Source organism: Streptosporangium sp. DT93, from assembly GCF_049844535.1.
Taxonomy (GTDB): Bacteria; Actinomycetota; Actinomycetes; order Streptosporangiales; family Streptosporangiaceae; genus Streptosporangium.
The window spans coordinates 161,783-173,222 of sequence record NZ_JBNCLF010000010.1 but is presented as its reverse complement, the minus strand read 5'-3'; the positions used below and the strand labels follow the sequence as shown (position 1 = coordinate 173,222).

The 11,440-nt window shown below is 74.0% G+C and carries 8 protein-coding genes; 3 read left to right on the top strand and 5 right to left on the bottom strand.

The window, feature by feature from the left end; translation table 11 throughout:
* Positions 1-262: 262 nt before the first annotated feature.
* From ACLQ2R_RS22290 to ACLQ2R_RS22280, 3 genes are all read right to left on the bottom strand, one after another.
* A complete protein-coding gene (locus tag ACLQ2R_RS22290; RefSeq protein ID WP_425962273.1) occupies positions 263-1,987 on the bottom strand; it encodes a S8 family serine peptidase in 1,725 nt (574 codons plus the stop codon).
* Positions 1,988-2,337: 350 nt separating this feature from the next.
* Complete coding sequence (locus ACLQ2R_RS22285; RefSeq protein WP_425962272.1) at positions 2,338-2,658, bottom strand: protealysin inhibitor emfourin; 321 nt, start codon at positions 2,656-2,658, stop codon at positions 2,338-2,340.
* Positions 2,659-2,857: 199 nt separating this feature from the next.
* Positions 2,858-3,964, bottom strand: a complete 1,107-nt coding sequence (locus ACLQ2R_RS22280) for a M4 family metallopeptidase (RefSeq protein WP_425962271.1) — start codon at positions 3,962-3,964, stop codon at positions 2,858-2,860.
* A gap of 255 nt (positions 3,965-4,219) precedes the next feature.
* Here ACLQ2R_RS22280 and ACLQ2R_RS22275 point away from each other — a divergent pair, with 255 nt between their 5' ends.
* Positions 4,220-5,059, top strand: coding sequence for a metallophosphoesterase family protein (locus ACLQ2R_RS22275; RefSeq protein WP_425962269.1), 840 nt, complete (start codon positions 4,220-4,222; stop codon positions 5,057-5,059).
* Positions 5,056-5,721, top strand: coding sequence for a 4'-phosphopantetheinyl transferase family protein (locus tag ACLQ2R_RS22270; RefSeq protein ID WP_425962267.1), 666 nt, complete (start codon positions 5,056-5,058; stop codon positions 5,719-5,721). The genes ACLQ2R_RS22275 and ACLQ2R_RS22270 overlap by 4 nt, the downstream gene beginning before the upstream one ends.
* Positions 5,722-5,729: 8 nt before the next feature.
* On the opposite strand, the gene ACLQ2R_RS22265 is transcribed toward ACLQ2R_RS22270, so the two are convergent.
* Positions 5,730-6,638 carry a helix-turn-helix domain-containing protein gene (locus tag ACLQ2R_RS22265; RefSeq protein ID WP_425962265.1) on the bottom strand — a complete coding sequence of 303 codons (909 nt, stop codon included), beginning with the start codon at positions 6,636-6,638 and terminating at the stop codon, positions 5,730-5,732.
* Between the two features lie 149 nt (positions 6,639-6,787).
* On the opposite strand from ACLQ2R_RS22265, the gene ACLQ2R_RS22260 reads away from it, so the two are divergent.
* The gene (locus ACLQ2R_RS22260; RefSeq protein WP_425962263.1) at positions 6,788-8,422 is read left to right on the top strand and encodes a lyase family protein; all 1,635 of its coding nucleotides are present in this window, start codon (positions 6,788-6,790) and stop codon (positions 8,420-8,422) included.
* A gap of 263 nt (positions 8,423-8,685) precedes the next feature.
* Here ACLQ2R_RS22260 and ACLQ2R_RS22255 read toward each other — a convergent pair.
* The coding region (locus tag ACLQ2R_RS22255) for an ATP-binding protein (protein WP_425962262.1) at positions 8,686-11,440 on the bottom strand (2,755 nt) is incomplete at its 5' end.

Here is an 11,440-nt window from a genome sequence, read left to right as displayed (position 1 = left end):
GTAAATCAACTCATCGCGCAAGAAGGCGTAAAGATGCTGCGAAATCATGCGGATCACCCGCGCGGCGGCGGGAGATGGCGCGGGAGACCGGGACCGGGCGGGCGGGCGAGGGCCGGCGGGTGAGCGCGGGCCGGGAGCGGGAACGCGGGCGGGCAGGTGGACGCGGGCCGGGGGCGGGAACGCGGACGGCCATCCGGCCACACCGGTGATGACCGGGTGGCCGGATGGCCGTCGTGGTGCGGCGCGGGGCGCCGGGATCAGGTCAGCGGACCGCCCTCAGGGCGTCGACGATCCCGTGACCGTAGAAGCCGTTGCGCAGGAAGCCTCCCTCGCAGGTGTGCGTGGTGACGTTCGTGGTGCCGTCCGACAGGTGCCTGGTGTACTCGTAGGCGCGCGGGGTGGGGCAGGGCGTCCTGGTCGCGGTGGCCTTCAGGACCGTCTCCACCACGGCGGGCGCGAGCTTCTTGCCGCCGTGCGCCCGGTCGGGCACGCCGAACCTGCTGACGATCAGGGCGGCCACGCCCGCGGCGCGCGGTGAGGCCATCGAGGTGCCCTGCAGGTACTGGTAGTAGGCGCAGACGTCGCCGCGGCAGCTGCGGACCACGTAGTCGACGTTGGGCGTGCCGTCGGCGTTGAGCTCGCCGCGCTCCTCGGCCAGCGCCCTGGGGTAGGCCGAGAGCGTGGCCCTGGTCACGTCGCGGGTGTTGTCCGGCCGGTCGTAGACGTCACCACCCGGGGAGGCGATGTCGATGTAGCCGTTGCCGTAGTTGGAGTAGTACGACTTGCGCTTGCTGATGCCCGTCGAGGCGACCGAGATCACGTGCACGCCCTCGGCCGGCATGGAGACGCAGCTCGGGGAGATCGTGCGCTCGTAGGGGAGCTCGCCGGGCACACCGGCGAAGTCGGGGCTGGAGGAGTCGGTGATCTCCTTGGTGTAGTCGCTGCCGGCGTTGCCCGCGGCCCCCACCAGGGTCACGCCCCTGGCGTGCGCGTAGTTCAGCGCCCGCTGGGTGGCCTTGATGACGGTGGCCTGCTCGGCACGGTCGGCCGGGGAGTCGGCCGGGTTGTCGACGCAGTTGAACAGCCACGGGTCGATGTAGTAGCTCATGTTGACCACGTCGACGCCGACGTCGGCGGCGTAGGTCAGCGCGTCGACGCTGGGCTGCAGGAAGAAGTAGCCGGAGTCCTGGCCCGCCCGGAGGTTCACGATCGAGACCTTGGGAGCCACGCCCGCGATGCCCAGCCCGTTGATGGGCGAGGCGATCGACGACGCCACGTGCGTGCCGTGGTCGTTCTCGTCGACGTTCGCCGGGTCGTTGCAGGAGCGGTCCGGCTCGGCCTCGCAGGGACCGTCGACCTCGGCGCCGTTCGCGTCGACGGGGACGTCGACGGTGAAGTTACGGCTCAGCCTGCTGTTGAAGTTCGGCGCGATGTCGGGGTGGGACCCGTCCACGCCGGTGTCGATGACGCCGACCAGGACGCCGCGGTCACCCTGCTGGTAGCGGTAGGAGCCCTCCACGGTCGCGCGGATCTGCTTCATGTCCCACTGCAGCTCGGACAGGGGCTCGGCGGCGGGCGCGGGCTTGCCGTGGGTGGAGGCGGCGGGCGCGCCGTGACCGGCCTTCTCCACCGCCTTGACCTCGTTGGCCGAGCGGGTCGCGGCCGCCTTCCTGGCGGTGGGCACGCTGCCGATGGTCCGGTTGTGGGCGGACCCCTCGATCGAGGCGGCACCGCTCACCGCCTGGACGAAGCCGGTGTTCGTCGTGGTGACGGTGGCCAGGCCGACCGCGGTGTTCTCCTTGACGATGCTCCCGCCGGCGGCCTTGATGGCCCGCTGGGCGTCCGCGGGGTTCGCGCCCTCCTTGTAGAGGACCACGTACTCGGTCTCCGCACCCGGTTCGGCGATCGCCTGCCGGGCCTGCGCGGGGGGCACCAGCGCTGCCGCCGTGAGGGTGGCGACGGCCGCGGTGATGATGAAGCGTCTCACATATACCTCCGCATATCCGAAGTGCTCCTGGTAAATGTGGTTTCACTCAGGCTGATAATCCAGCCGTATCGGCAATCGCAGCCAAGGCGTAATAAAGCGGCGGCGCCCCGCCTCCGCTGCCCGGCCACCTCGCCGCGCCCCGTGAATCGATCCCCGGAGGACCGATCGACGGAAACGTCTCCGCCGAAACCGGTGACCGTGCGGAGTCTCACGTGGTCAAACGCTCGAACAACGCTCGAACGAGGACGAGCGACGCGGGGCGGATGCACGGTGCGGGGGGGGGAGGTCACGAAGGTGAGGGGTGACGGACGCGGGGTGAAGGGCGTGGGACGCGGGAGTGAGGCGCGGGGTCAGCCGGGCGGGCCGATCCGCTCCTGCCGTCCCGGGAGCGAGGCCACGTACGAGATGAGCGCGCGCAGCGGCGCGGACAGCGTGCCCTCGCTCGCGCGCACCGTGCGCGTGCCGTCCTCGTCCTCGACGGTCAGCTCGTAGTCGAAACGGTCCGGCCGGGCGGTGGCCGGGGGCGTCGGCGGCGGCTCGCCGGCCGGTACGGCCCGTTCCACCCTGGCGCGTAACTCCGCGACCTCGTGCGGGGCCAGGGACGCGGAGTCGGCCGTGGTGACCGTGACAAGGCCGGCGATGCCGCCGCCGCGGACGATCGAGACCTTCATGGCACGATCCTACGACCCGGGAGCGGCGCGTCCCGGACCGGTGACGCATGGATCGGTGCCTCATGGATCAGTGCCTCATGGAGCCGTGCCTCATGGAGCCGTGCCTCATGGAGCGGTCTCTCATGGAGCGGTGCCTCGTGGAGCCGTGCGTCCCGGGGCGGGCCGGGTCGCGGCGCGGGCCGCCGCGGGTGGTTCCCGGTCAGAGGACGCCGACCTGCCGCCACGCGTCGCGCACCTTCCCCTGCTCGTCCCCGCCCTCGCCGAACAGCTCCCCGGCGACCTCCACCGTCGCCTCCGCGGCCTCCTGGAAGTCCGAGCGCGAACGCAGCCGTTCGGTGAGCGTGACGTACCAGATCCGGCCGGCGCGCTCCCAGGCGTGACCGCCGATGGCGGTGGCGGCCAGGTAGAAGGCGTGGTTGGGGATGCCCGAGTTGATGTGGACGCCGCCGTGGTCGTTGGCGGGGTCGCCGTCGTCGGGCAGGTCCACGTAGTCGCGCATGTGCGCGGGCTGGCGGTCGCGGCCCCCGGAGGGGGTGGACCAGGCGGTCCCCGGCGCCTTCAGCGACCGCAGGGCCGTCCCGCGCAGCGCGCTGCCCAGGATGCCGTCGCCGATCAGCCAGTCGGCCTGACCCGCGCTCTGGCCCCGGTCGTACTGCTTGACGAGGGAGCCGAAGACGTCGGAGAAGGACTCGTTGAGCGCCCCGGCCTGCTTGCTGTAGACCAGGTGCGCGGTGAACTGGGTGATGCCGTGGGTCAGCTCGTGGGCGACGATGTCGACGGCCCTGGTGAGCGACCCCTTGGTGAAGATCTGCCCGCTGCCGTCACCGTAGATCATCTGGAAGCCGGTCCAGGCGGCGTTGTCGTAGTCGTTCCCGTAGTGGACCGAGGAGACGATCTCCAGTCCGCGCCCGTCGATGCCGTCGCGGCCCAGGACCGTCCGGTAGAAGTCGTAGGTGGTGCCCGCGCCGTCGTAGGCGTCGTCGACCGCGGCGTCCCCCGAGGGCGGGTCGCCCTCCCCGCGGCGCCGGCGTCCGGGAAGGTCGAAGTCGCCCCCGTTCTCCACGTCGTAGACGGTGCGCACCATGCCGGGGGCGGGCGCGACGTCGGAGATGGTGAGGCTGAGCTGGCGCAGCACGCCGGCGACCGAGGCGCGCTGCGCCCGGGCCCTCTCCGACGTGGCCAGCGTCCTGAGCGCGGCCCGGCGCTCGTCGGGGGCGCCCTGCCCGGCCACCGCCTCCAGCAGGTCGGGGGGCGCGATGTGGCAGGCGGGCGGAGGGTGGGGGACGGTCGTCCTCGAGGTGGTCATGGGTCAAGAATCGCCGCTCTCCCCGGCGGGCGCACGGGTATCGCCGCACTCGTGCGCCGACCGGCATGGCACGTTCCGCGCCGGGGCGGGGTGTGCGGCCGGGCGCGGTCATGAGAGGGTCTTCCTTACCCGTGGACCACGGTCTCGTGACCGGGTCGCGGGGTTCGGGGAAGCGCGCTGGACGGAGGCGACGGTGCTCGTGGACGAGGGAACGCGCGGGGCGGCGGCCCTGGCCGTGAACAGGGCGGGCCGGGCATGACGTCACTGCTGGCCATCAGCGACCTGCACATCGGGTACAAGGAGAACCGGCGCATCGTCGAGGAGTTGCGGCCTCTGTCCGCCTCCGACTGGCTGCTGGTCGCCGGTGACGTGTCCGAGAAGGTCTCCGACATCGAGTGGACCCTCGGCCTGCTCGCCGAGCGGTTCGAGAAGGTGGTGTGGGCGCCGGGCAACCACGAGCTGTGGACCCATCCCAGCGACCCCGTCCAGCTCCGCGGCGAGGAGCGCTACCGGCACCTGGTCGAGCTGTGCCGCGGCCTGGGGGTGACGACGCCCGAGGACCCGTACCTCACCTGGACCGGCCCGGAGGGCCCGGTCACCGTCGCCCCGCTGTTCGTGCTGTACGACTACACCTTCCGCATGCCCGGGGTGGCGACGAAGGAGGAGGCGCTGGCCATCGCCTACGACAAGGGCGTGGTCTGCACCGACGAGATGCTGCTGCACCCCGACCCGTACCCGACCCGGGACGCCTGGTGCGAGGTCAGGATCGCCGAGACCGAGCGGCGACTGGAGGCCAGGCCGCCCGGCGTCCCGACGGTGCTGGTCAACCACTATCCGCTGGTGCGCGACCCCACGCAGGTGATGTACCACCCGGAGTTCGCGATCTGGTGCGGCACCGAGCGCACCGCCGACTGGCACGTGCGCTTCGACGCCCACACGGTCGTCTACGGCCACCTGCACATCCCCCGCACCACCTGGTACGACGGTGTCCGCTTCGAGGAGGTCTCCTTGGGCTACCCACGCGAATGGCGTCCCCGCTCCACCCCGCCCGGCAGGCTGCGGCACATCCTGCCCAGCCCGCAGCCCGTCGCATGATCGAGAAGATCCTGCCGTCGTGGGTGACGAGCGCCGAGGCGTTCGAGGACCCGCCGGACGTCGCGCTGTTCCCCGAGGAGGAGGCGGTCGTCGCCCGCGCGGTGGAGAAGCGGCGGCGTGAGTTCGGCACCGCGCGCCACTGCGCCCGCCAGGCGCTGGCCCGCATCGGGGTGCCGCCGGCGCCGATCCTGCCCGGCGAGCGCGGCGCGCCCGGCTGGCCCGACGGGGTGGTGGGCGCCATCACCCACTGCGCCGGCTACCGCGCGGCGGCCGTCTCCCTGGAGGCGCTGACCGTCGGCATCGACGCCGAGCCCCACGAGCCGCTCCCCGAGGGCATCCTGCCCTCGATCTCGCTGGACGAGGAGCGCGCCGAGCTGGCCGGTCTCGGTGGCGGCGTGCAGTGGGAGCGGCTGCTGTTCAGCGCCAAGGAGAGCGTCTACAAGGCGTGGTTCCCGCTGGCCCGCCGCTGGCTGGGGTTCGAGGAGGCCCGGTTGTCGTTCTCCCCCTCCGGGACGTTCACCGCCCGGCTGCTGGTGCCGGGCCCCGTGGTGGACGGCCGGGAGGTGACCGGCTTCGAGGGCCGCTGGCTGGTGGCCGACGGCCTGATCGTCACCGCGATCGCCGTGCCGGGACCGGCGGTGCGGTCCGGCGGGGCGGGGTGACGCGGGTCTCATCCAGGGTCGGTGAGGACGATCCTGCGGGAGGGGACGAGTCCCGCGATCGGTTCCCTGCCGGTGACGACGATCCCGGTGAACCCGAGCGTCAGCAGCGGCGGCACCCGGCCCGCCGCCGATCCGTCCCGGCGGCCGTCCGCGCCGTCCACCAGCAGCAGGCAGCGCCCGCCCGAGGCCGGGGACGCCGCCAGGCCGAGGCGCGCCATCCGCAGGGCGGCGCGCAGCTCGCGGGCGTCACGGCGGTCGCGGCCCAGGTCGACGAAGAGCGCGTCCATCCCCGTCCGGCGGCGCAGCAGGTGGGCGCACTGGACGGCCAGGGTGGTCTTGCCGGTCCCGGCCGGGCCGGTGACGGTCACCACCGCCGGTCTCCCGCCCCCTGAGGCGATCATCACCGCGTCCTCGGCCTCGCGCAGCGGGAGGAGGCGGCTCAGCGTGACGCTGTCGCTCACCGGGGGCAGTGCCCACTCCGGGGACGGGCCCCACTCCCGGGACGGGCCGCGCGCCGGGAACGTGACACGTCCGGGAAACGGGTCGCGTCCCGAGAACGGGTCTCGCCCGGAGAACGCGCCCCGTTCGGGAAACGGGTCCCGGCCGGGAGACGGGTCGCGTCCGGGGAGGGAGAGCACGGCCGGAGCGGCGGGAGGGGACGCGGGCGCACCGGGGAGCGCCGTGAGCGGGCGGGGCGGCGGGGTCGCCTCGAAGGCCAGCCGGTCCTCACCGGTCAGCTCCAGGGCGGCGGCCAGGCGACGCACCGAGGCGCGGTGCGGGTAGCGGGTGCGGCCCCGTTCGAGATCGCGCAGCGTGCGCACGCTCAGGCGTGCGCGTTCGGCCAGTTCCTCCTGGGTCAGCCGCGCCCTGCCCCGGTGGGCGCGCAGCAGCCGGGCGAATCCCAGGCCGTCGGACAACGGTACAGACCTCACATGAACCCCCTGCTATGACATATGGCGTCACGCTAGGAAAGGTCGGTCATCGACCGCTCTCGTCTTGGTATCGCCGCGATATCGCCGGTCGTTCCTCCTGGTCACCTCCGGTGCGCACGGGAAGCGTGGGGTCCATGCCTGCGACCGGACGGACACGACGGGCCCCGGCGGGCCCACGCGGCGGCCTCGGCCTCGACGACCGCGACACCCTCGACGACCTCGGTGTCCCTGACGCCCCCGACGTCTCCGGAACCCCCGGCGCCCCCGGCGCCGCGGACGATCCCGGCGGTGCGGTCCCGGCCCGGAGGCCCCGCCAGGGGGCGCACTCCCTGCCGTACCACCACCGCTGGATCGAGCTGGCCAGAGCCGGCGAGTACACCCGCACGGGGCTGATCGGCCCGCAGACGGAGAAGCGGATCCGCCAGGCCGTGCTGGCCCTTCCCCTCGTGGCGGCGGACGGCGCGGCCGGTGGGGCAAAGGGCGACGCGGCCGGTGCCACGGCGGCCGTCGCGCCGGATCCGCTGTCCGCCCTGGAGGCGTGCGTCAGGTCGCGTCTTCCCGACGACGTGCGCGTCCGGTACGACGCCCCCGTCCGCGACGACGTGCGGGCGTGCGCGTGGCTCATGCGGGGCAGGGAGCGGCTGCTGGAGACGGTGACGGCGCTGAGCCGGCTGTCCCGCGCCTCGCTGGAGGCGGCGGCGCGGCACACCGGGTCCGTGATGCCGGGGTGCCCCCGGCGGGGGAACAGGCCCGCGCAGGCCATGACCTTCGGTTTCTACCTGGCCGCGCTCGCCGAGGCGACGGCCGGGGCCGCGGAGTCGCTCCAGGCGTCGTTCGACGCGGTCAACCTCTGCCCGCTGGGGGCCGGGGTGATGACCGGGCTGGAGGCGCCGCTGGACCGGCACCGTCTCGCGGTGGCGCTGGGGTTCGACGGGCCGCAGCCGCACGCGCTGACCTCGGCCGTCTCCGGCGCCTGGGTGCTGCGCTCGGCCGCGGAGCTGTCGGTGCTCGCCACCACGCTGAACCGCTTCCTGAACGACCTGATCCGGTGGGCAGGGCCGGGCCTGCGGTTCATCGGCCCACCGGACGCCCCCGCCGGGCCCTCGCACACCGGTTCCTCTCCGGCTGGTTCTTCCACCGGGCCGCACGCCCCGGGCGCGCCGGTCCTGGAGAGGACCCGCGACCTGGCGCGCCACCTGACCGGGCTCTCGTACGAGATCGTGGCCGCGCAGGGTGACCTCGGCCACACCGACCCCGAGGGCATCGGCGGGGAGGGCGGCGAGGCGGCGGAGGAGCTGTTCACGACCTGCGGCACGATGCTCGCGCTGTTCGAGCGGGTGGTGACGGACGTGCGGTTCCACCCGGAGCCCGCGAGCCGGGCCGTACGGGACGAGCCCGCGGCCGTCTCGGCGGTCACCGGTCACCTCGTGCTGGAACACGGCGTACCGGAGGGGACGGCGCGGGCCGTCGTCGACGCGTGGAGCGCGTCGGCCGGGGCGCTCTCGGCGGCGGGCCTGGTCGCCGCCGGCGAGCGGTTCGGCCTCGCCCTGGACGTCGGGCAGGACGAGGTGCGGGAGCTGCTCGACCCGGAGGCGGGCGTGCGGCGCAAGCGGACGGCGGGCTCGACCGGCCCGGAGCACGTCCTTCTCCTGCTGGAGCAGGTCGGCGACCGGCTGGCCGCCGTCGACCGGGGCAGCGCGCAGCGGTCCGGGTGGCTGCGGGAGGCCTGGGACCACACCGTGGGCACGGGGGCGGGCGGGACGTCCTGACCTCGTTCACACCCGCACCCGTGTCACCACCCGTGCCCGTGCCCGTGCCAGGCACGGCCCGTCCGCCCCCGATGCCCGGCGATGACCGATGCGATGCCGATGCGATCCCGCCCCGTCCTACGTTCGTCGCCGGAAGCAGCCGACACGAACGAACGAGGTGGAAGATGTCCCGGTGGATCACTTGGGCCGCGAAGGTCACCGCAACTGCCGCGCTCCTCACGCTCACTCCGGCGATGGGGCAGGTCACGTTCGGCGTGGCCTCGTCAATCGCCAGTACCACCGGCGACAGCACGTGGACCTGACGCGTCCCCCGACAGCCCCGACACCTCCGACAGCACCGCCAGCCGCGCCCTGATCCGCCGGTCGTCCTCCGGCGCGATGCCGGTACGGCAGTCCAGGGCCCGGCTCAGCGCGTCGAAGGCGGCGGCCTCGTCCCCCTTGAGGGCGAACACCTCCCCCAGCGCGGACAGGGCCCGGAACCGCCACAGCCGGGTGTCCAGGTCGGTGGACAACCGCAGGGCCTCAAGGAGGTGGGTCACCGCCTCGTCGAACCGGCCCCGCCGGGTGTGGAGCTGGCCGAAGGCCAGGTGGATCCGTGCCTCCACGAAGCGCTCGCGTACCTCCCTGGCGATGGCGAGCGCCTCGCCGAGACTCTCCACCGCGGCCTCCGGCAGGTCCCGGCGGATCTGGATCTCCCCCAGCCCGCACAGGATGTACGCCTGGCCGATGCCGTCCCGCCGGTCCCTGACCAGGACGAGCGCGCGCCGGGCGATCTCCTCGGCCTCCTCGGGACGGTCCTGACGCAGCAGGGCCTCCCCCAGCCTGTTGAGGATCTGCGCCTGTCCCCGCTCGCTGCCGAGCCGCCGGAAGACCTCCAGGGCCTGCCTGAGCAGCGGTTCGGCCAGGTCGGTCCTGCCCCGGTCGGTGTGGACCTGGGCGATCCCGCCGAGCACGTGGGCCTCGGCGAACCGGTCCCCCGTCTCCACGAAGATCTTCTTGGCCGCGTGGAAACCGTCGAGGGCCAGGTCGTAGCGGCCCGCGAGCCGGTCCAGCAGGGAGAGGCTGCGCAGCGTCAGCGCCAGTCCGTAGGAGTCCCCGAGCCGCTCGAACAGCTCGCGGGCCGCCAGCAGGTGCTCACCGGCCCTGTCCGGTTCCTGCTGGAAGAGGTACATGCTCCCCAGCGAGCACAGTACGGCGGCCTCTCCGCGCAGGTCGGCGTGCTCGCGGGCGACGGCCAGGGCCGTCTCGTGGGTCCCGCGCCAGTCGTCGAAGTGGCTGCGCGCCTCGAACAGGGTGGTGGCGGTGACGGCGAGGTCCCAGCACAGCTCGGACGCGCCGAGGCGGGCGGCCTGGGAGATCGCGGCGACGAGGGCTCCGCGTTCGGCCTCCAGCCAGTCGAGCGGCCGTTCCAGCAGCTCGTCCGCGTCGTCCGGCCGCCACCGGGGCACCGTGCCGTGCACCTGGGTGAAGGCTCCGCCGTACTCCCGCTGGTGCGCGTCCTCGGTCAGCGCCAGCCAGCAGCCCAGCGCGCGGGTGACCGAGGCGAGACGGTCCTCGGCGGTCTCCTCGGCGTGGGCCCGCTCCCTGGCGTACAGCCGGATCAGGTCGTGGAAGCGGTAGCGGATCTGGTCGGCGCCGTCGCGTCCCTGCACCTCGACGAGCTGGGCGTCCACCAGCCGGTCGATCAGGTCCTCGGCGTCGAGGACGTCGATGCCGAGCAGTGCCGCGCCCGCCCAGGAGGCGAAGTCGGGCGCCTCCAGCAGGCCCAGCCTGCGGAACATCAGCGCCGCCTCCGGGCTCAGGTCGCGGTAGCTCAGGGCGAAGCCGGCCCGTACGGTGAGCTGGCCGTAGCTCAGCTCGTCCAGGCGGCGCCGCTCGTCGGCGAGCCGCCGGGCCAGCCGGGCCGGGGTCCAGTACGAGCGGGCGGTGAGGCGGGCGCCCACGATCCGCAGGGCCAGCGGCAGCCCGTCGCACAGCTCGCCGAGCAGCGCCGTGGCGGTGGGGTCCTCGCCCATGGCCACGGGGTCGGCGACCCCACGCAGCAGGGCCGCGGAGTCGTCCGGTCCCAGCACCTGCAGCTGGATCACGCTGGCGCCCTCCGTGGGGGCCAGGTCCCCCAGCGGGTCCCTGCTGGTCACCACGACGCAGCAGGTGCCGGAGCCGGGGAGCAGCGGCCTGACCTGCTCGACGGCACGGGCGTTGTCCAGCACGAGCAGCAACCGGCGCCTGCCGATGACGGTGCGCAGCAGACCGGCGCGCTCGTCCAGGTCCTCGGGGATGCGCTCGCCGCCGACGCCGAAGGCGCGCAGGAAGCGATCCATGACCTCGCCGGGCGTGAGGGGCCGCGCGTTGAGGTCGTAGCCGCGCAGGTTCACGAAGAGCTGCCCGTCGGGGAAGCGGGAGGCGACCCGGTGCGCCCAGTGCACGGCCAGGCCCGACTTGCCGACCCCGGCGACGCCGGTGACGAGCGCGATGGTCAGCAGGCCCTGCCCGATCCGCTCGTCGAGCAGGGCGTCGAGCTGGGCGATCTCGGTGGTCCTGCCGACGAAGTGCGGAACGTCCGCGGGCAGTTGCGCGGGTACCACCCCGTGCTCGCCCCACGCCGTGGCCGCGGCCTCCACCGGCACGCGCCCCGCGGGCACCGGACCGGCGGGATCGGCGGGTCCGGCCGGCGCGGACGTTCTCCGCGGGGGGTCGGCGGTCGCGTGCGGGACGGGCGTGGACGGGGGGAACGCGTGCGGGGTGGACCCGGGTCCGCCCGGGTGTTCGGCGGTCGCGGCGACGACGGGGGCGTACACGGCCGGTGCGGGACCGGCGGGAGCGTGCACGGCCGGTACGGGACCTGCCGCGGTGTGCCGAGCCGGCGGGTGGCCGGAGGGGGAACGCCCGGCCGGTGGGTACCCGGCGGGCAGGTGGCCGGAGGAGGGACGCCCGGCCGGTAGGTGCCCGGCGGGCGGGTAGCCGGCGGGCAGGTGCTCGGCGGGCGGGTAGCCGGCGGGCAGGTGCTCGGCGGGCGCG